At 66.3% G+C, this 19,430-nt stretch carries 16 protein-coding genes; 5 read left to right on the top strand and 11 right to left on the bottom strand.

The window, feature by feature from the left end; genetic code table 11:
- Positions 1–7: 7 nt before the first annotated feature.
- From WEG36_03535 to WEG36_03515, 5 genes are all read right to left on the bottom strand, one after another.
- Positions 8–496: a carbohydrate binding family 9 domain-containing protein gene (locus tag WEG36_03535; GenBank protein MEX1256673.1), complete on the bottom strand. Its 489-nt coding sequence runs from the start codon at positions 494–496 to the stop codon at positions 8–10.
- A gap of 90 nt (positions 497–586) precedes the next feature.
- On the bottom strand, positions 587–1,369 hold the full coding sequence (locus WEG36_03530; protein MEX1256672.1) for a GNAT family N-acetyltransferase: 783 nt from the start codon (positions 1,367–1,369) through the stop codon (positions 587–589).
- A gap of 364 nt (positions 1,370–1,733) precedes the next feature.
- Complete coding sequence (locus WEG36_03525) at positions 1,734–1,958, bottom strand: hypothetical protein (protein MEX1256671.1); 225 nt, start codon at positions 1,956–1,958, stop codon at positions 1,734–1,736.
- 7 nt (positions 1,959–1,965) lie between these two features.
- On the bottom strand, positions 1,966–4,620 hold the full coding sequence (locus tag WEG36_03520; protein ID MEX1256670.1) for a DUF5916 domain-containing protein: 2,655 nt from the start codon (positions 4,618–4,620) through the stop codon (positions 1,966–1,968).
- A gap of 38 nt (positions 4,621–4,658) precedes the next feature.
- The gene (locus tag WEG36_03515) at positions 4,659–6,335 is read right to left on the bottom strand and encodes a M1 family metallopeptidase (GenBank protein MEX1256669.1); all 1,677 of its coding nucleotides are present in this window, start codon (positions 6,333–6,335) and stop codon (positions 4,659–4,661) included.
- Between the two features lie 126 nt (positions 6,336–6,461).
- On the opposite strand from WEG36_03515, the gene WEG36_03510 reads away from it, so the two are divergent.
- Both WEG36_03510 and WEG36_03505 read left to right on the top strand, forming a co-directional pair.
- On the top strand, positions 6,462–6,812 hold the full coding sequence (locus tag WEG36_03510) for a type II toxin-antitoxin system prevent-host-death family antitoxin (protein MEX1256668.1): 351 nt from the start codon (positions 6,462–6,464) through the stop codon (positions 6,810–6,812).
- Positions 6,809–7,219, top strand: a complete 411-nt coding sequence (locus WEG36_03505; protein MEX1256667.1) for a PIN domain-containing protein — start codon at positions 6,809–6,811, stop codon at positions 7,217–7,219. The genes WEG36_03510 and WEG36_03505 overlap by 4 nt, the downstream gene beginning before the upstream one ends.
- Positions 7,220–7,373: 154 nt before the next feature.
- On the opposite strand, the gene WEG36_03500 is transcribed toward WEG36_03505, so the two are convergent.
- Both WEG36_03500 and WEG36_03495 read right to left on the bottom strand, forming a co-directional pair.
- Positions 7,374–9,158: a M14 family metallopeptidase gene (locus tag WEG36_03500; GenBank protein ID MEX1256666.1), complete on the bottom strand. Its 1,785-nt coding sequence runs from the start codon at positions 9,156–9,158 to the stop codon at positions 7,374–7,376.
- Entirely contained in the window at positions 9,155–10,993 is a 1,839-nt protein-coding gene (locus tag WEG36_03495) for a M14 family metallopeptidase (protein MEX1256665.1), read from the bottom strand. Before WEG36_03495 ends, WEG36_03500 begins: the two co-directional genes overlap by 4 nt.
- A gap of 302 nt (positions 10,994–11,295) precedes the next feature.
- Between WEG36_03495 and WEG36_03490 the strand changes: the two genes are divergently transcribed.
- Together WEG36_03490 and WEG36_03485 are read left to right on the top strand one after the other, a co-directional pair.
- Positions 11,296–11,502: a cold-shock protein gene (locus WEG36_03490; GenBank protein MEX1256664.1), complete on the top strand. Its 207-nt coding sequence runs from the start codon at positions 11,296–11,298 to the stop codon at positions 11,500–11,502.
- Positions 11,503–11,611: 109 nt separating this feature from the next.
- The gene (locus WEG36_03485) at positions 11,612–12,637 is read left to right on the top strand and encodes a fatty acid desaturase (protein ID MEX1256663.1); all 1,026 of its coding nucleotides are present in this window, start codon (positions 11,612–11,614) and stop codon (positions 12,635–12,637) included.
- Between the two features lie 317 nt (positions 12,638–12,954).
- On the opposite strand, the gene WEG36_03480 is transcribed toward WEG36_03485, so the two are convergent.
- The 4 genes from WEG36_03480 to WEG36_03465 are packed head-to-tail and all read right to left on the bottom strand — an operon-like array spanning position 12,955 to position 18,641.
- Positions 12,955–13,623 (bottom strand): methyltransferase domain-containing protein, encoded by a 669-nt coding sequence (locus WEG36_03480; GenBank protein ID MEX1256662.1) that lies wholly within the window; start codon positions 13,621–13,623, stop codon positions 12,955–12,957.
- A 29-nt stretch (positions 13,624–13,652) separates the two neighbouring features.
- Positions 13,653–15,011 carry an amino acid permease gene (locus WEG36_03475; protein MEX1256661.1) on the bottom strand — a complete coding sequence of 453 codons (1,359 nt, stop codon included), beginning with the start codon at positions 15,009–15,011 and terminating at the stop codon, positions 13,653–13,655.
- A gap of 37 nt (positions 15,012–15,048) precedes the next feature.
- Positions 15,049–17,292, bottom strand: coding sequence for a DUF6351 family protein (locus WEG36_03470; protein ID MEX1256660.1), 2,244 nt, complete (start codon positions 17,290–17,292; stop codon positions 15,049–15,051).
- Positions 17,293–17,315: 23 nt separating this feature from the next.
- The gene (locus tag WEG36_03465; GenBank protein MEX1256659.1) at positions 17,316–18,641 is read right to left on the bottom strand and encodes an OmpA family protein; all 1,326 of its coding nucleotides are present in this window, start codon (positions 18,639–18,641) and stop codon (positions 17,316–17,318) included.
- Positions 18,642–18,809: 168 nt separating this feature from the next.
- On the opposite strand from WEG36_03465, the gene WEG36_03460 reads away from it, so the two are divergent.
- Positions 18,810–19,427 carry a hypothetical protein gene (locus WEG36_03460; GenBank protein ID MEX1256658.1) on the top strand — a complete coding sequence of 206 codons (618 nt, stop codon included), beginning with the start codon at positions 18,810–18,812 and terminating at the stop codon, positions 19,425–19,427.
- Positions 19,428–19,430 lie beyond the last annotated feature (3 nt).

Raw genomic sequence — 19,430 nt, 5'->3', positions numbered from 1 at the left:
GGACCTCCTAGACCCCGTCCCAGGACGAGTCGCGATTCCCGTCGTTGCAAATGGTGTTGTCTCGTTTCACCCCATCCGGGTTCACCGCGAACTCGTAACCCGTGCGGCGGTCGTGGTACGAATCCACCGCCACGAGGATCTGATCCGACGGCCCGCGCACGTCCCGCCGGCTGAGGGCCCGGAGGATGCTGTCCGGGTCGGGGTCGAAGGCGCGCACGAGCACATAGAGGTTGTCCGCGTCGTAGGCTACCTGAAACTCAGTGGGGTGCGAAGGAGCCGCTCCCTCGTCCGGCTCAACCTGCGTGAAGCCGCCGATCCGCGTCGCGACGGACCAGATGGGGTCGCTCGCGAGACCATCGATCGAAGGCGGAGCGTCGGTGCGGGAAGCCGAAACCGTGACGGTCGGAGGGATGACTGGGGCGGGACTCTGAAGTGCGGAGAGGGGGAAGGGACCGAGGGTCATGAGGAGCAAGACTGAAGACGCGAGCGCTCTCATTCGCTCTCCCTCCGATTTCCGTCACGGGTTCTCAGTTCATGGGTGGCTACTTCCTATGACGAGATGGGGAGGAGAATGGTTTATTCGGAGTCAGGCGGGCTCAGGGAACGTGGGCACCGCACCCAGCTCACGAATCAGATACCGGTAGTCATACGCGAAGGCGAACCCGAGCCGTTCGTACATGCTCCACGCGGCCACATTCGCTCGAACGACTTGGAGGTAGGCCTCTCTCGCCCCGTGCGCAAATCCCCAACCGAGCAATGCCCGCACCAGCTCCGTGCCGAACCCACGGCGCCGGTGTTCCGGACTCGTGACGAGATCGAACAGTCCGACTCGATCGTTCTCGAGCACGGCCATCCCGCAAGCCACCGGATGCCTCACCTCCTTTGCATGGAGTGCGGCGAGCAATCGGGGCGGTTCGATTCGCTGGATGATTTCGCCCAGCGCGCGAGGCGGGTCATCCGTCATGCCGCTCATGCGCGCGAAGTGCGAGAGCCACTCCTCTAGATCGGGCTCGCGAAGCATCGGGTCCTCGGGGACCTCACGGAGAGCGAGATGCATCACCGAGGTGGGCTCGAGGAGCCGGTACCCGACCTCCGTCAGGTAAGGCTCGACCTCCGGATTAGTGAGGGGGGTCAGGCGAAAGATGCACGGGCGGCCCCGGCGGGCATACCACTCCTCGCAGCCGGACACCGCTTCCTTCAGACCGCATTGCGCGGCCCCGATGGGCTGGACCGAGTTCGCGCGTTTCGTGAATCCGTCCGAAAAGCGCACTTCCCATCCGCACACGGACTCGGACTCGCTCGCCGGCCAAGCCCGAAGCGCGGCCCGTTCGAGCCCGGCCACACGGTCGGGGGGGATCACAGGTCGCATCGAGGGACCGACGTTTCAGCTGAAACGCCTCGCGGGCGGCCCGATGTCTGAACAGGCCGCGGGCCGCTACCCCATCCAGAATCCCTTGCGATGACTGACACCGAGCACCTTCGCGCAGTGACTGCAGAAGTAAACGTAGCGCCGCCCGAACGCCGACGTCAGTTGTCGCGTCCAGATTTCGCGGAGCTCCCGTTCGCAGTGGGGGCAAACGGGGCTCCGGTTAGGCGCTTCGAGGCAAGAGATTTTCGGGGAGTCCATGGGCGATTCTCCGGTGCGGGCGGTGCATACGTTCAATCTGGCTACGCAGCGATCGCTCGCGCTCTTCACGCTTTCCCCGACAGGGATCCGCGCCGACGCGCCCTCCCTACGGAAGAACCACCGTCGCACTCACAGTTCCCCCGTTGAGCGCCGAATACTCGATCGTCGTCGGTCCCGAGCCGCGGACCACGCATTCAATCGTCCGCGTGGTCCGTCCCGGCGCCCCGGTGCGCAGGAGGATCCCGTCCAGCTCCTCCTGCCCAATGCGCTGCAGCGGCTCCGTCCGGTAGAGGTTTGCGTGGCCGCGAAGAATGCGAATAACCTCCGCCACCTCGACGTCAGAGTCCCAGCCAGTAGCTCACCTTGACCGCGAAGAAGTTGTCCCCCGATTCCCCGAGCGACCCGAAGACGTCGCCCACGCCGGCGCGCACGTCGCTGGTCAGTCGGCGGGACCTGTCCTGTTGCCAGACGAGGTAGAGGGTGCTCCCCGGGCGCCACTCCCAGCGCAGAACCGCGGTGCTCCGGAAGGAGCGGAGGTTAAAGTCCCGATTGGAGAGGACGAACGAGTCGGCGCCGTCGGTGACCGCCCAGCTGCCGCTCTCCGTCCGTTCGATCGTGGTCCCTTCCGCTTCGCCATAGGTGCGCAGGTAACGGCTGCGGGGCGCGAGGAGCTCGCCGAAGTCGCGGTATCGCCCGCTCGAGGCGAAGGGCTGCGCGTAGATGTCGAGGTTCACATCGGGCTTCAGCGTGAAGTTGACGCGCGTCTGCATGGACAGCGTCGTCCGGTCGATGAAGGCGAAGATGTAGCGTTCCCCGTAGGTGATCTCCGGCCCGCCGTCGAGGGCCGTGAAGTACTGCCGCGAGGTCACCTGACGTGAGAAGGAGGGGCTCACGGTCACCTGCCACCGGTCGCCCGGGAGGAGGGAGAGCTGCCCGTCCGCGCTGGCGCTCCACCCCCCGAACTCGTCTCCTCCGAAGCCGGTCGAAATGCTCCACCGCGTCTCCGCCGATCCGCTGTTCTGGAGCCGGAGCGAAGCACGCCACTCTCGAGGAGTCTCCATGGATGGCCCGCCACGCGTCAGCTGCCACTCCTGCGCGGGGAGGTCCAGGTTCAACGAGGCGCTTGCCGACCAGAAGTTGTCGAAGGTGACGTTTCCGCTGCTGGAGAGTTGGATCCACCGCGCGTCTCCTGCGTAGTTCCACTCCGTCAGGTGGGTGAACTGGATGCGGTAGTTCCGGAAAAGCTCGCCCGGCTGCGTCTCGCGGTAGGTGAGGCTCTGACGGGCCTGGAGGCCGTCCGCTCCGGAGAGGCGTCCGACGTCGTTGAACTCGACTCCCGGAGATTCGGCGTCCAAGAAGATCGCCCAAAGCCAGTGGGTCCCGGCCACCTTGTCCAGGGAAACCGTGGCCTTGTAACCGGAGAGGGAGGTGCGTTCCGGGTCGAGGTTCACGTGAGTCGCGTCGGGACGCTGGTAGTAGCGGGGAGCCGCGCGTTGCACGCGAAGAATGGCGTCGGGGTCGCCGTTCACATGGCTCACCCCGCCACTCACGCCGAGCTCGTATGTCCCGCCCGCCAGCCGCCAGAGCGACTCCGTGGCCACCGTGAGGGCCCGTCGGGGCTCGTATGCGGCGAGAGGATCGTCCTCGCCGAACTCGCGCTGCACCCCCGCGACGAAGAGGCTCGCGGTGGAGCCCGCGGTCCCGAACTCCTGCTGGACCCGTGCGACCCCCCAGGTGGCGAGCGGCTGCACGCGAACTCCTTCGAACAGCTCCTCGCCGGCGTCGTAGATACGGGCGTGCTCCTCGCCCGTCACCGCCGCGAGAACGCCGATGGAGGTCCCGGAGGGAAGCCGTCCGGTCACCTTGGCGGCCCCGAGGATCGGCGTTTCGCCGGGGTAGTCCACGTAGTCGCCGGAGGCTCGCCCGCCCGCGGGAGGAGCGCCGATGCGCCGGGAATAGAAGTAGTTGTTGATGCTTCCGCTCAGGAGCTGGCTTCCTTCGGTGAAGAAGGGCCGCCGCTCCTGATTGAACGTCTCGTTCACGCTCAGGTTCACGACGGCGGGATCCACCTCCACCTGACCGAAGTCCGGACGCACGGTCGCGTCCAGGGTGAGGTTCGGCCCGAGCCCCATCTTCAAGTCGAGCCCCATGCGCGCCTCGAGATTCCGGCCGTCGTCGAAGGGGTCGTCCGGGTCGCGGTCGCCGTGGATGGTCGAGCCCCCTGCCAGGTAGGGGAGGAGCTCCACCCGGTAGGAGCTCGGAATGTCCGCGATCCCCTGGAGGTCGCCGAAGCGCGATGCCCACCCCTGCTCGGTCCTCGGAACGAGGATCCAGTAGTTGTCCTCGTTCTTCGACGGAATCCAGCGGTGGACGTTCAGCCCCCACACCTGATCGTCCCGATCGTCGAAGCGGAGCTGCGAGAAGGGGATCCACATCTCGGCGCTCCAGCCGTCTTCGTCCACCGTCACCCGCGCCTCCCAGATGGGATCGAAGCCGCGGTCCACGTCGCCTTCATTGTCGGAACGGTGGAAGTGATCGATGCGGACGCCGGCGGCGGAGACCCCGAAGCTGTGGGCGGTCCGCCGGTCCAGATAGGTGTCGAGCGAGACGAGGATGTATTCGGCGAGCGCCACCTGGTCGCGGCGGCCCATCGGCGCCTGGATCGAGGCCGTGCCCCCTTCCGCCTCCATCCGCGCGCCCACGTAAAGGGCCTCGCCGTCGTACGCGAAGCGCACCTCGGTCCGCTCCGAAGGCGCGGCGCCTTCCGTCGGCTCCTTCTGGACGAGGTCGGAGAGCGGGAGGGCCGCACTCCACGCCGCCTCGTCGAGGACGCCGTCCACCTCGATGGCGCCGGATTCCACCCGTACGGCGGTGGCGATCCGCCGTGGCGCTGCCGCCTCGTCGGGCGCGGCCTGGGCGAGGACGGGCGACGCCATGCAAGCGGCGAGGAGCGCGAAGAGGACAGGTCCCCACGGGCGCCCTGCCTCCGTCATCGACTCTCGACTCGTCGAGGCTCCAATGTCGCGGACCATCAGGGCACGCGGTCCACGAGAATGTAGAGGTCCTCGTCCACCTGCACCTGGACCGACGATGGCAGCTCGACCGGCTCGGTCTTCCATTCGCCGGTCTCGGGATAGATCCAGGCGAATCGGTCGGGGGCGAGAGTGACGCGCACCGGAAGGTCGAATCCCTCCACCTCCGCCCGCCACCGGTAACTGAGCGTGCCGTCGCGCACGGCGAGCTCGAGGATCGGGAGGGACGCGCGCCGCAGGTACTGGTCGAAGACGGGACCGAAGTCCCGTCCCGCGCGATCGCTGACGTAGGCTTCCACCTCCGCCGACGTCACCGTCTCGTGCCGGAACGTCTCGTTCAGACCCCGCAGGATCGAGCGCCAGAGGTCGGTATCGTCCACCACCTGCCGGATCGTGTGAAGGAGGTTCGCGCCCTTCGGGTACATGTCACCGGATCCCTCGCGGTTCACCCCGTAGGGACCGATGACTGGTCCGTCGTTCGCGATCCCCGCGCGCAGGCCGCGGATGTACCGGGCGCCGGCCTCCTCCCCCTGACGGCACTCCACGAAGATCCCTTCGGCGTAGTTGCCGAAGCCTTCATGGACCCACATGTCGGCGATGTCGTCGGTCGTGACGTTGTTTCCCCACCACTCGTGCGCGGCCTCATGCACGATGATGTAGTCCCAGGAGAGCCCGAGTCCGGTCCCCGAGAGGTCCTGGCCCAGATATCCGTTCACGAAGCGATTCCCGTACGCGATCGCGCTCTGGTGCTCCATCCCGAGGTACGGGGACTCCACCAGCTTGAAACTGTCCTCGTAAAACGGGTACGGGCCGAACCAGGTCTCGAAGCAGGTGAGCACCTCGGGGACCTGCGCGAAGTGCCGACGGGCGTCCGCCAGGTGCGGCTCGAGCACCCAATAGTCCAGGCTGAGGGGACCGGCCTCGCCGTCGAAGGTCTCGCCAAAGCGGACGTAGTCGCCGGCGCTGATCGAGATCGAGTAGGTGCTGATCGGGTTCGAGACCGTCCAGGTGTAAGTGGAGGTCCCGCCCGGATTTGCGACGACGGGCCCGGGACGTCCGTTCGTGACGGCGATCATCGGATCGGGAACGGTCACCCGGATCCGCATGCTGTCTGGCTCGTCCGACTGATGGTCCTTGGTCGGCCACCAGACGCTGGCACCGGTCCCCTGCACGGCCGTTCCCACCCAGGGGGCCCCCCTCGGGTCCCTCGCCCAGACGAATCCCCCGTCCCAGGGGGCGTTCGCGGCAACGAGTGGCTTCCCGCCGTAATGCACCGCCACCCGGTGTACGCTTCCCGCGGCGCCGCCCGGGGCGCGCAGGTAGAGGACGTTTCCGTCGCGCCGCCACTCTGCAGGGGACCCGTTCGCGAGGATACTGTCCACGGTCATCGTCGCGGCCAGATCGAGCTGCATGTCGCGGTCCGGGCCTTCGGTGACCACCCGATACTCGATCACGTTGCTGCCCGCGATGGAGGAGCTGGCGGGGTTCACGTGGACCGCCAAGTCGTAATAGGCGACGTCCCACCAGGCGCGTTCCGGTGTGATGGTCCCCCGGAGGGTGTCGGCGCGGGTGAGCGGCGGCTCCTGCTGGGCTGCCGCGGCGGCGGGGAGTGCCGGGAAGATGACCGCCGCGAGAACGGCGACACGAAGGAGAGAGGCGAAGGGGAGATCAAGCATGGTCAACGCGATACACCGGGAAGGGTTGGACGCTCCGGTCGGCGACGGGGGCCTCGAGGCTGCGGGCACGGGCAACTTGCGCGGTGCACCCGATCCGGGTCGTCCTCCGGGAACGACGAGGACGCCATGCTTCTGTCAAAATGTAGCCTCAGTGGCTACATTATCGGCATGAGGACCGTCGGTATCCGAGAGATGAAGAATCGCCTCTCCGAATTCCTCCGGATCGTAGCGGCCGGGGAGGTCGTGCTCGTCACCGATCACGGACGCGTCGTGGCTCAACTGGGGCCTCCGCCTGCCTTCGCGCCGCCTCCACTCGAGGAAGAAGATGCCCTCCGGAGGCTGGCTGCGGCGGGCAAGATCAGGCTTGCCGCAGGTCGCGTCCCGAGCCCGGGGTCGGCGGCCGTCGAAGGGGTTCCGCGTGGGATCGACACGGGGGCCTTGTTAGACGCCACGAGGGCGGAGCGCTCCGACGCGTGATCTACCTCGACTCATCGATTCTCATCGAGCTCTATCTCGACGGTGCGCGGGCGAAGGAGGCGCGCGCGATCCTCGACGAGCCGGAGCCCAAGATCTCTTCCTTCCTCATGGCGGTAGAGGTACCGATCGTCCTCCGAAGAGCGCTTCACGAGCCAATGCAAGGTCGGGTGCGTGACCGGTGTCTCGCCCGATTCGATGCCGACCTGAGCGACGTTTCGCTTGTGGACTCCCTCACGGACGTGGCGCTTCGGGTGCGATCGGACCGCCGCTTCGCAAAATGCCGAGCCCTCGACGCGGTGCACGCCTGCACCGCCCTCCTCCTCCGCGAGTGGACGGGACATTCCGTCAGGTTTGCGACCTTCGACGATCGGCTCGGGGAGCTCGCTGGGGAGCTGGGACTGGACTAGGGAAGCCGCGCCGTCGCGCTCACCGTCCCGCTCTCGAGCCACCGAGCGTCTCCCCAAGCCCTTCTGAGGCTTGCGAAGTCGCGTTCCACAAACCTATGTTTTCAACCACCTGTGCGACCCTTGGACGCCGGACGTTTGCTTCCTTACCGGGTCTCTACGGGAGCACCACCGTCGAGCTCACCGTCCCCCCCTTCACCGCCGAATACTCGATCGTCATCGGGCCGGAGCCACGCACGAGGTACTCGATCGTCCGCGTGGTCCGTCCCGGCGCCCCGGTCCGCACGAGGATCCGGTCCAGCTCCTCCTGATCAATGCGCTGCAGCGGCTCGGTTCGGTAGAGGTTGGTCACCCACCCCGCCGCGATGACGTCCACGTTCCCATCCACCGTGACGATGTCGGGGCGGACCACCCGGTTCTGCCGCGCCCGCACGGTGACGGTCGGGATGAGGCGATCGTTCCGGAATTCGACCCGCACCCGATGGACCCCGCCGCCGAGCGATTCCACGGAGGTCTCCCCCGCCTGCATCAGGGGCATCTGGTCCGCGTGGTAGAGGGTGAAGGCCATGTTCCGGTGGAAAAGCTCCATGCTCATGAATCGCGGGTTCACACGTCCTTCGAGTTTTCCCCACCCCCCCAATTCGACCGGGCCGTAGTCCGGGTGGTCGAAGGGAGTCCACTCGACGAACGTGTCTCCCATCTCGAGGAAGTCGTTGAAGAAGAAGCGCCCGGGCTGCCCTGCGATCGGGCTGTCGGAGTCTTCCTGCTGCGCCTGGAGGAGGGGCGAGTTGAAGTACTGCCCGCCGTTCCAGAGCTCGTTCGAGAAGGAGACGATCCCGAGCCCGTCGTTGGTCCAGTCTATGGACCCCCCATGGACCGTGTAGAGGCCGCGCCAGACCACGAGGTAGTCGTAGTAGGGAAGCATCCGCTCCCCCCATTCTCCCAGCTCGTCGTAAACCCGGACGTCCTGCGCCGGATACTCGCCCGCCCAGGCGGCGCCGGGCCCGCGAAGGATCATCCCGCCCGAGTTATGGAAGGACTGGAAGCCGGCGATGTTCGGGCGCGCCATCATGAAGTCGTTCAGCGCCCGCGCCTCGGGAAGCTGGAAGGGGTAGTCCATCGAGCCGCCCTGGACGTAGTTCGGCTGCCAGTCCGAGGCGTAGTTCCGGTTTGGGTCGTAGCCGCCGATCGGGTCCTCGTTCACGCGTCCGTCCCCATCGTCGTCCAGGCCCTCGGATCCGAGGAGGACCCAGTCGCCCCGCTCCCAGGGCGCGACCTGCTCCAGGATCCGCGGATCGACCGCGCCCAGCCGGTGCGTCCCTTCCCCCGGGACGTACTTGCGCATCTGCTCGATGACCCCGTTTCCGTTCAGGTCGTTCGGGCCATCCTCGTCGAAGAGTCCGTCTCCGTCGCTGTCCACGGGGACGTGTCCCGTGCGCGCTCCGGCTCCAGTCCCGTCGAGGAAGTAGTCTCGCCCGTCGGGGTTCACGCTCGGGACCATGTAAAAGACCCGCTCGTCCACGAGGCGGGTCACGTCCGCGATCCGGCCGTAGTTTTCCATCAGGTACCAGATCGTGTATAGGATGACCTCGGCCCCCTGGATCTCGTTCCCGTGGACGTTGGCCTCGATGAACATCGCTGTCTTGTCTTCCTCGGGGCCCGTCTCAGGGTTGTTGATCGTCATGAGCCACATTTCGCGTCCACCGTGACTCATCCCGGCCGACTGGAGCGAAAGGAATTCGGGCCAGGTCTCCTCCATCAGTTGGAGGCGCTCGCCGATTTCGTCATGATCGAGCCACCGGTCCCAGGTCAGCGGGAGGGTGTGCGGGGGATCGGAGCCCCTCAGCTGGCCGACTGCAGGCGCCGCGAGGGCGGGAAGGAGGAGTGCCGCCGCGAGGAGGCTGCGGGAACTACCCGCGAGCCGAGAGAAGGCCGTCTTCATTCGTCGCCTCCGAGCAGTACGGTCACCGTGTCAGTGCCTCCCTTCTGCGCCCGTGCCCGAATCTCAATGGACTCGCCGGGAGTTCCCCGAATCACCCACTCGAAGCGCTGGCGGGTCCCCGACCCCGCGAGCGTCGGGATCTGGCTCGACTTCTGGTCCCCCGTCACGAGGTCCTCCAAAGGGACCTCGATCTGGACGGTGACGGGGTCCACCGACCCCGCGACGACGCCGTGGCGAAGCGCGGTCGGGAAAAAGCCCTCGTTCGCGACCTCGGCGGAGATGGTGAAGAGGCCGCCGCCATGGCTTTCGACCTCGGTCTCGACGATGGCGATCCGGGGGAGCAGCTCCGCGAGCCGGAGAAGGAAAGCTCCATGCGAATCGCCGAGCGCGGGAATCTGGTCCGCCGGAGGATTCGTGAGCGCGTATGGCCGGAACCCTCCGATCTCGACCGGGCCGAATTCGGGGTGGTCGAAGGGGGCCCAGTCCACGAACGCATCCACGCCGAGCGCTTCGAGTGCCCTGAGCGCCTCACCTTCGAAGCCCGGCGCGCCCGCTTCCTCCTCCTCTTGGTCCGCTTCTTCTACGTCTTCTTCGGGTTCGGAAAGCGCCCACCCCTGCGTCGTGAACGAGGGGACCCCGAAGTGGAAATAGCCGTATTGGAAAAAGGCGCCCTCGGGTTCGCGATTCAGGCTCACCCGTTCGATCCCGGTCACTTCCCGGTACAGCTCCGAAACCTCGGTGAAGTAAGGGATGTCGTCGTCATGCACCTCGGTCTCGGGACGGCGGCCGGACTCGGGGTTGTTGTCGGCGCCGACCTGGGTGCCGCGGAGCTGGATACCGCCGCTCGCCGTTCCGGCGCCGAAAATGCCTGTGTTGAAGATCTCGTCGAGAGAGGCCTGGGCGAAGGCGGGAAGATCGGGGACGGTGGCGGGGGCGAGCCCCCCGTTGTCCCGCACCGGTGACACGAGGTTGTCCGAGTGCCCGAAGGTGAGGATCGCCGCGATGTTCCGGTGCGCGATCACGAAGTCAATCAGAGCGCGCGACTCGGGTTCGCTCACCATATGAGGGCCGGCATCCCGTTCATAATACGGGTACACATGTTGGAAATTCCGGTTGAGATCCACACCGCCCACGCCGTCCTCATTCAGGAACCCATCCCCATCGGTGTCCGCCCCCTCCCAATAGAGGGTGAGCGTTCCCGCCCTCCCCGCCGCGGGATCCGCTTCCTGCACGAGCCGGGGGTCGTCCTCGTGGACCACGTATGCCCCGAGCGGATCGGGGACGCGCATCAGGGTGATGAGGCCATCCCCGTTCAGATCCCCGGGGGGATCCTCGTCCGTGCGGCCATCGTTGTCGTCGTCGAAGGGGCGGCGGTTCCCGCTCCCGTCCGCGAGGACCGACCCGAACATCCCCTCGGCCCCGTCCGGATTGAGGCGGGGCACGAGATAAACGACCCGGTCCGTCAGCGCCCCGGCGTCACTTCCGTCGCCCTCGACGAGGTCGCGCAGGATCTCCAGGGCGAGCTGGCTCCCGATCAGGTGGTCGGCTTCGAGGTTCGCGACCACGAGGATCCCAGGGCGCTCTGCCGCCGGCGCCGCTCCCGGTCCCAGGACTTCGACGAGCCAGATCTCCCGCCCGCCACCCGAGAGGCCGAGGGAACGTATCGAGGCCCGATTCGACGCATCCACGAGCTCTTCGAGCTCATCCGTGAGGGCCGCGAAGGGGAGGTACGCCGGCGCCTGTGCCGCCGCGGGGAGGGGAAGGGCGCAGGCCGCGAGGATCACGACCGCGGCCGCGACCTCGAGGGATCCGCGATTCCAGCGTGGCTCCAGCATTGCGCGGTCTCCAAACAGGGGGGACGAAGTGGGGCAAGGTGGCGTCTCCCACCCGGAGCGGCAAGCGGGTGGCGGCCCAAGAAAGTGTTGACTTTTCCAACGGAAACCGCGATTCTGACCCGTTAGCCCCGTATGGATCGGGGTGCCAAGTCTTTGATAGGGTGACGGTCCCTTCGAGAGTGGCCGTCACTTTTGAATTGTGGCCAGAGTGGTCACGCACCGCGCGGGGATTCCGCGCACATCGAGTAGTCGGGACGTACGTATCATCGTCACTCCGACTCACCAACCTAGGAGCGCGATCGATGCGTACCAGGGGAAAAGTAAAGTGGTTCAACGACCAGAAGGGGTTCGGTTTCATCACCCCTGAGGACGGGAGCAAGGATTGTTTCGTCCATCACAGCGCGATTCAGGCACAGGGCTTCAAGACCCTTGCCGAGGGCGCCACGGTCGAGTTCGACGTCGTGCAGGGCCAGAAGGGCCCGGCGGCCGAGAATGTGGTTCCGGTCTGAGTGACCGTCGAATCCACCGCACGCAGCGGGCCGTCCCGAGTTATTACTCGGGGCGGCCCGTTGTTTTTTAACGGGCGTCGAGGTCCCGCCCCCGCATGGGCACTCTGATTTGAACGAGCTCTCGCCCGAACGGACGCGCGTCGCGCAGATCAATGCGATGCTCGCTCCCTTCCAGGGACCCGAGCTCAAGCGGAGCGTGACTCAGCTCTCGGTCAGCGCGGCCGGCTTCTTCGGGTTCTGGTACGCAATGCTCCGGAGTCTCGAGGTCAGCTACTGGCTGACCCTTCTCTTAGCGATTCCGGCTTCCGGATTCCTTCTGCGGCTCTTCATGATACAGCACGACTGCGGGCACGGGTCGTTTTTTCGGTCGCGTCGCGCCGCTTCGATCGTTGGACACTGGATCGGAGTCCTCACCCTCCTCCCGTACGACTATTGGCGGAGGACGCACGCCTTCCATCACGCGCACTCCGGCGATCTCGATCTCCGGGGATTCGGAGACGTGGTCACGCTCACGGTGGAGGAATACCTGGCGCGACCCCCGTCCGGGCGCCTCGCCTACCGCATCTATCGGAGTCCCCTGGTGCTTTTCGGCGTGGGTGCTCTCTGGCACTTCGTCATCAAACAGCGTTATCCCCGGGAGGTGCCGAAGGATTGGACGCGGGCATGGCGGAGCATCTGGCTCACGAACCTCTCCATCGCCGCGGTCGTGGCCTTTGCCGTGGCCCTGGTGGGGTGGCAGAGCTTCCTCCTCATCCAGGTGCCGATCATCGTCATGACCTGTTCGGCCGGGGTCTGGCTCTTTTACGTGCAGCACCAATTCGAAAACACCTACTGGGAGAGGAAGCCCGAGTGGGATTTTTACGACGCGGCGCTGAAAGGGAGCTCGCACCTGGTCCTTTCCGCTCCGCTCCGATGGATCACCGCGAGCATCGGCCTTCACCACCTGCACCACCTGAGCCCACGGATCCCGAATTACAGGCTCCAAGAGTGCCTCGACGCGACTCCCGAGCTCGAAGCCGCGACGAAGGTCACCGTCATGACGAGCTGGAAGCTGACACGGCTGCACTTGTGGGATGCGGAAGCCAGCCGGCTCATCGGATTCCGCGAATTAAGAGCGAGGACCGCGGCCAGTTGAGTTGGTGAACCGCCGGGGCTGACGGCGCCCCCCCGGGGACCTCGCCCGACGGCCTCGCCGGACCCGAATTCTGGGTCGCCCCCCCCGCACACCGTCCTACCCTCCGACTGTGCCCGCTATGAGGGAGAGCGGCTGAGCCTAAGCGGGCCGCGCCCCCGGCACGAGCGAACCGACCCAGGCGAGGCCAATAAAGCCACGCGTCGACAGAACGAAGCCGACCTGAAGGAATCCGGCGGTCGAGTCATGCGCCCTCCTTCACGCAACATGCGAATCGGGAATGTCCCTCCACATGCTTGCAAATGAGGTGCCGACGTCGGTCAATTCGCCCGCGAATAAACCGCGAATAACTTCTCCTCGAAGAGGTCGAACTCTTCCGCCAGCTGGTAGCCCGCCGCGGCCATCCACGCCGTGACTTCCTCCTGGGAGATCATGAGCGTCGGATCGCTCTGGTGGGGATTTCCGTCGAGGTTTCGGTCGTAGTCCACGACGACGATGCGGCTCGCGGGCGCCATGTACCCCGCGAGCGTCATGATGTATTCGGCGCGTTTCTCGATGTGATGGAGGACGTCGTGGAAAAAGGCTACGTCCACATCGTTCCGCGGGAGTTTCGGGTCCTCGAACTCGCCGAGCACGGCCTGCACGTTGGCGACCCCCTCGGCGCGAGCCTTCTCCTGGATGATGGGGAGAAAGTCTGCGTCCACTTCCTGAGCGAAGACGACGCCGGAAGGGCCGACGACGTTCGCCATCGGGATGGAAAAGATCCCGGTTCCCGCGCCGATGTCCGCGACGATATCGCCCGGCTGAAGCATCATGCGCGCGACGACATTTTCGATGTCGAGGGTTGCGAGGCGCCGGCCGCTCTCCAGCGTGACTGCCCATTCCTCGGCGGGCCGGCCCCCGAGCTGCGCGGAAAGGGGGAGGGCGCTGACGAACAGGAGGCCCATGATCGTGGCCGTGAGAATCGAGGGACTGCGAGGCGTAAGCATCGAGTCTTTCCTTTGAAGTCGGGTCGCCTTCAGTTGGTCCCAGCCTTTCTCCGAGCGACGGTGACGGAGAAAATCAGCCCTCCGAGGAGGACGGTCAACAAGGAGAGGGTCGATTCCACGGGTCGGCCGCGGAAGGCCCAGTACATCATCCAACTTGATACCCCGAGGAAGAGGATCGGGCTCCACGGATATCCCCACGCCCGAAACGGCCGCTCTGCGGCCGGGCGCCGGAAACGGAGAACGATGAGACAGGAGACCGCGAGGCTCGCGAAGAGCGAAATCGTAAACCCCGCATACTGCTGGATCTGATCGACTCTCCCCGACATGATGATGATCGAGGTTACCACGCCCTGTGCGATGAGGGCGACGGCGGGCGCGCCTCCGCTCCGAACCCGGGCGAGGAAGGAGAAGGGGTGGAAGTCCTTCCCAAGCGCATAATAGACCCGGGGGCCCGCGACGGTCATGGCGGAAGCGGAGGCCAGGATGGACGCGCAGAGGACGACCGTGACGAAGGACACTCCCCACGTTCCGAACAGCGTCCGAGATGCCACGAGGCCCACCTCGACCTGCCCGGCGAGCTCGTCCGCCGTCGCACCATAGAAGTAGACGGCATTCAGTCCCAGGTAGAGGAGGATGACGAGACCCGTTCCGAGGAGGAGGGAGCGGGGAAGGTCCCTCTGTGGTGCCTGCATCTCACCGGCCACGTAGGCAGCCGCGTTCCACCCGGAATAACAGAACATCACGAAGATGAGAGAGGTCCCCATCGCGGAAAAAGTGTCCGTGCGGCTCAGTTCGGCGTACCGCGGTGACACCGTGGTCAGGTTCGCGAAATCTCCGGAACCGACCGCGAAGGCGCCCAGGATGATCGCCGCGATCCCGGCGACCTTGAGAACGGTGATGAGGTCGTTGAAGACCGTCCCCGATCGGACGGCCCGCAAATGCACGCCGACGAGAAGCCAGACGATCGCGATGGCGGTGAGGTCCGTCAGGGCGAGGGGGCCCAACGCGAGCTCGGAGTCGCCCAGGGCGGGCACGAAGTGGGCGAGGTAAAGGACGAAACCCTTCGCCGCCGCCGCGATCGGCGCGGAAAACCCGGCGATGAGCGAGACGAAGGCGCTCATGAATCCGACCGCCGGTCCGTAGGTCTCCCTCAGGTACACGTACTCGGCGCCCGCATGGGGCATCATCGCGCCGAGCTCGGCGAAGCAGAGGGCGCCGAGAAGGGCGAGGGCGCCCCCGACGATCCAGAGCACGAAGATGAGTCCGGGGTGGCCGAGGTCCGCCGCCTGGAATCCCGTGGTCGTAAAGATACCGGCACCGATCATGTTCGCGACGACGAGCGCCGCCGCCGACCTCATCGCGAGGTGGCGGTGGAGCGCGGGCGCCACCGCGGGTCCGGGGGAGGGTTTCGCCAACGCGCTCAGGTCAGGGCGCCGTCAGGTCGTAGACGAGATTCTCCGGTGCGGGCCCGAAGGAGGCCCAGGTGACGACCGGAGTCTGCTCCACGCCCGGCTGCGCCCAGTCGCAGACGCCCTCCGGGAAGATCGAGCGAAGCCTTGCCAACTCGGCGTCCGAGAAGGTCACGTCGTAGCCGGACGCGGCGATGGGCTTGAGGGCACACTTGAGCACATTTCCGTGGAGCGGGCCGCCCGCCTCTCGACGCGTGAACGAGTACGACGGAAATCGCTCGTTACAGGGAGTGCCGGGCTCGCTGGAAAAGGTCTGCGGCTCCGCGACGAAGCGGGCGGGCTCGCCCTCGATGTCGCTCGGAATCCAGCACCCGTCCACCGCTCGTTCAGGGCGGTTTCTCCGGAGCTTCTCCATGGCGCTGTCATCCGAAGGATCGGCGGCGATAGCCGCGAGCCAATCCATCATGACCCCCCAGGTCTGGCTGGCCGGCACGGAGCCCCGCCACAAGAGGTGGTTGTCGGAGTAACCGTTCGAGGCCTGGATCCGTTCGCGGACGGCGAAGTGGAACCACTGGTAGTGGTAGCTCCGCGTATCATTGTATCCGCCCGCATCGACGACCGGGATGGCAGCGAGGCCGCCCCCGCCCCCGAGCGTCACTCCGCTCTGGTAGGCGCGCCGGATCGCTCCGGCGTCTCCCGAGGAGCGGGGAGCGACGTAGTTGGCGTCGTCGTCGTAGCCGCCGATCTGTTCATTCAAGTCGAGGAAAGCGGTCGGCGTAATCGCGCCCGTGTTCAGGGCAGAGAGGCCGTATTGGACGCCGACGTTGTCAAAAGGACGTAGCGCGAAGCCGGTCACCGGGTCGACTCCGTAGACGTTGCGCGCAGCGTCGAAGACGGTGGGACGCGCTCCGGCAGGATTCGTGACGGGGTGATAACGGAGCTCCTCGGGGATGGAGGCGTGCCAGCGCGCGGAGACGTACCCCTCGATGTCTTCCCTCCCGGGGACTGGGTCGGTGCGCTGGCTCTGGTTCGCCGCGTCTTCGAAGGCCTCGACTCCCGAGTACCCGGTGATCGCCACTTTCTGCTCGTCGGTGAAGCGTCCCGGCTCCGTCGCCGCGAAATAGTGGGTCAGGAGGTGGGCGTCGAGCCCCGCGATCGCGATGGAGAGCGCGTCCGGAAAGGTGGAAGTCGCGATCACACCGTCTATGAGACCGGGAAAGGCGTCGGCGACCTGGAGGCCCGTGTAGGCACCCCCCGAACCGCCGATGCTCACCGTGAAGTCGGGCGCCCCGAACGTCTCGATGAAGCGTTCCTTCCCCATCATCGTCGTCTCGCCGGCGAGGAAGGCGTTACAGGAGTTCGTCGGGTGGTTGAGGGTGTTCGTAAAGACCGCATACCCTTCGCCGAGTCGGGCCACGTTCGCGCCCCCGAGCGGACTTACACCCATGGCGGCGCCCTGCCGGTACCATCCGGTCGGGCATCCCGAGCCGTGGACCGCGATCAGCCGCCGATTCCACGCGGGAGGTGCAGAGAAGGGGGTCGGCTCACGATCAGTCCGTGGGTTGTGGAGAATGGCATTCTGGTAGATTCCCCGGTTCATCGGGCCGGTCTCGATCCGCACGATGAAGGGGACCTGGATGCCGTCCGTCGTGGTGGTCATCGCCACGTCCCGCGGAAGTGGCGCGCCGGCGGGGAGGGGCATCCACTCATCCGTCGCCGCGGAGCGAAAGACGTGTTGGACCACGGTTGGGACCGCGCAATTTTCGTCGAGCGGCGCCCCGAGCGACGTTCCGTCGGGAAGGGTGAAGTCCTCGGACTGACAGATGAAGGGTTGGATGTGCGGACCGGACACGATGGGGCCCGACATCGGGTAGTTCGTGACTTCGAGCATCGCGTCGGGGGTGTCGAAAGGCCCTCCATCCACCCGTAGCATGCTCTTTCCGAGGGGGAGGCCGGTCACGAGGCCGACAAAACGGCCGGGCCCGTCCGTGGCATGGAAGGCCTCCGAGATGTCGCGATCGCCCGCGAAGACCGCGATGGGAGTGCCGGTTTCCCCTTCCGCGGACCGCGCCGCATCGACCGGCACGACCACCTCGACCAGAACGTCTCCTCCGCTCACGCGGTCCGGGTGCGTCGAGATCGTTGCGAGACCGACGAGCGAAGCGGACTCTCCCGCATCCCCGAGCTCGGAGCAACCGACGAGAATCGCAATCGCACCCGCCGTGGCCGCCATGCCGCCCACCCACCTGTTTGCGCTCATCGGTTCTCCTGGTCGTGTCGCTCTTAGTTGGGGCTGACTTCGACCCTCCGGTTCAACGCCCGTCCCGCGGACGATTCATTGTCCGCGATCGGCTGTCCTTCCCCACGGCCCACCGGCCGGAGCCGTGCGTCCGCTACGCCCCGCTCCACGAGCCATGCGTCCGCTACGCCCCGCTCCACGAGCCATGCGATGACCGCCTCGGCGCGGCGTTGTGAGAGATCCAGGTTGTGTTCATCGGTGCCGTCCCAGTCCGTATGTCCGGCGATCGTGACCGCGAGGGTTCCCGTCGCCTGGAGTGCCGCAAGGACGCGCTCTAGCGCCGGAGTCGCGTCCGGTCGGAGGACGTCGGAGTCCACGTCGAAGTTGATCCCGTGGATGATCGCGACTTCTCCGGCCTCCAACGCTTCCGCGATCGGGTCGGTCGCCTCGGGCGCCTCCATGCACTGTAGGGCGGCGCCGGGGTCGGGAGAAGCCCAGAAGTCGCTGAAGCCGGCGGTGAATCGGGCGCCCACCAGCTCGCCTGCCTCGGTGACGCTCGCGAGCACGGGTGTCAGTCGCCCGCCTTCGGGCGCGAAAAGGAGCTGGGCCAGACCATTCACGATGCTGCCGGTGACCTCCGCCTGGCGTCCCCCGGCGATCTCACAGCCACGGATCGAGGACCCTTCCTGGATGAGCTCGATCACGTTCGTGCCTGGGACGTCGTTGATTCCGGTCCGCCGAAGGCGCCAGCGGCCGGTGAACTTGTCGTCCGCGTCAGCGATCGGTTCCTGCGTTCCGTAGCCGATGAGCTCCGAAAATACGGTTTCGTCGAAGTCCGCGGGCGGGGGAAGGAGGCGGTCCACCAGTCGGACCCGAAGCCATCGCACGGGACGGGGCTCCGAGACCGGGAACTGCTGAGGTTCGGTCTGGTCGAGCTGGACCGTCAGAGTCGCCAGCGGGGTGAAACCGCCCTCCGGTCCTTCCACCGACCCCTCGATCTCGATCGTGCGGACGTGCCGCCCGCGCGCCGGCCCGAATTCATTGATGACCGGAATCGCGAAGGTGTCGAAGGTCGTGAGAGCGGGGAGCTCGATGACGAATCGGTGGGGGAGGGGCTCCCGCCGCGGAATTCCGATCCCGAGGGTGCGTGTGCTTCCGTCGATCGCGTTGCGAATGGTCTCGTTGGTTCCCGGTGCCTCGAGGCGGACCGCAAAGGCTCCCGTGCCCCAGCTGAGAAGGTCCGTTCTTCCCTGGGACCCGCCCGTCGTCGCCGTCGGAGTCTGCGCGATCGCTCGATCGACTCCGGGTCCGGCGAGGAAAGCGAGAACCAGTGCCATAACTGCGGCTTTCAGGACGGGGCGTCCCGACATTCTATTCTCCACGTGAAGGTCGACCTCGGACGGAGCGGTGGGAGGGCGGCCCGTCCGGTGACGCGGTTCCTGAGCCCCCGGGTCTGGCGCCTTGAGCCGGGAAGGCCCATAGTCCGCTCCCGGCGTGGAAAAGTCCATACCGGGGCATTTATGACGAGGAGAACGTTCATGATTCGGAACAACCGAGCTCTTTGGATCGCGGCGGTCGTGTTTCTGGTGGGTTGCGGCGGATCCGGCCAGACCGATGCCGACACGCAGGACGGTGCGCCGACCACCGTGGCGGAGGCCATGCAGGCGGCAGCCGGCGCGATGCAAGACATGCCCGGAATGGCGGCGAACACGAACGCGCCGAGCTTTACGCCGGAGCAGCTCCGGGACCGGATGCCGGAGACGGCGGCGGGGCTCCCACGGACCGAGCTTTCCCTGACGAACACGGGCATGCCCGGGATGACGATGACCAACGTCCAGGCGACCTACCAAGCGCCAGGCGCCGGCTCGATCGACGTCATGATCACGGACCTCGGTGCGATGCCGGGGATGGCGATGGGGATGGCAGCTTGGTCCATGACGACCTTCGATCGCTCCACCGCCAACGGGTTCGAGCGTACGACAACGTACGAGGGCTACAAGGCGTTCGAGTCTCAGGAAGTTCGGGGAGCAACCACGGACTCCGCGTTTCATGTCGTGGCGGGAAACTACCTGGTGCAGCTGATCGGCGACAACGTCCCGCTCGAAACGCTGAAGGACGTTGCTGGCGACCTCGGCGTGCGCGCGTTGGGGGGGTAAGGT

Source organism: Gemmatimonadota bacterium (genome assembly GCA_040882465.1).
Classification (GTDB): Bacteria; Gemmatimonadota; Gemmatimonadetes; order Longimicrobiales; family Gaopeijiaceae; genus JBBEBG01.
Note: the sequence above shows the minus strand (reverse complement) of the source record. Positions and strands in the feature narration are given on the sequence as shown.

What these genes read in the sequence shown, in the direction of transcription:
- WEG36_03535 (MEX1256673.1), bottom strand. Translation starts at nt 496, where the DNA reads ATGAGAGCGCTCGCGTCTTCAGTCTTGCTCCTCATGACCCTCGGTCCC.
- WEG36_03530 (MEX1256672.1), bottom strand. Translation starts at nt 1,369, where the DNA reads ATGCGACCTGTGATCCCCCCCGACCGTGTGGCCGGGCTCGAACGGGCC.
- WEG36_03520 (MEX1256670.1), bottom strand. Translation starts at nt 4,620, where the DNA reads ATGACGGAGGCAGGGCGCCCGTGGGGACCTGTCCTCTTCGCGCTCCTC.
- WEG36_03515 (MEX1256669.1), bottom strand. Translation starts at nt 6,335, where the DNA reads ATGCTTGATCTCCCCTTCGCCTCTCTCCTTCGTGTCGCCGTTCTCGCG.
- WEG36_03510 (MEX1256668.1), top strand. Translation starts at nt 6,462, where the DNA reads ATGCTTCTGTCAAAATGTAGCCTCAGTGGCTACATTATCGGCATGAGG.
- WEG36_03500 (MEX1256666.1), bottom strand. Translation starts at nt 9,158, where the DNA reads ATGAAGACGGCCTTCTCTCGGCTCGCGGGTAGTTCCCGCAGCCTCCTC.
- WEG36_03495 (MEX1256665.1), bottom strand. Translation starts at nt 10,993, where the DNA reads ATGCTGGAGCCACGCTGGAATCGCGGATCCCTCGAGGTCGCGGCCGCG.
- WEG36_03490 (MEX1256664.1), top strand. Translation starts at nt 11,296, where the DNA reads ATGCGTACCAGGGGAAAAGTAAAGTGGTTCAACGACCAGAAGGGGTTC.
- WEG36_03480 (MEX1256662.1), bottom strand. Translation starts at nt 13,623, where the DNA reads ATGCTTACGCCTCGCAGTCCCTCGATTCTCACGGCCACGATCATGGGC.
- WEG36_03470 (MEX1256660.1), bottom strand. Translation starts at nt 17,292, where the DNA reads ATGAGCGCAAACAGGTGGGTGGGCGGCATGGCGGCCACGGCGGGTGCG.
- WEG36_03465 (MEX1256659.1), bottom strand. Translation starts at nt 18,641, where the DNA reads ATGTCGGGACGCCCCGTCCTGAAAGCCGCAGTTATGGCACTGGTTCTC.
- WEG36_03460 (MEX1256658.1), top strand. Translation starts at nt 18,810, where the DNA reads ATGATTCGGAACAACCGAGCTCTTTGGATCGCGGCGGTCGTGTTTCTG.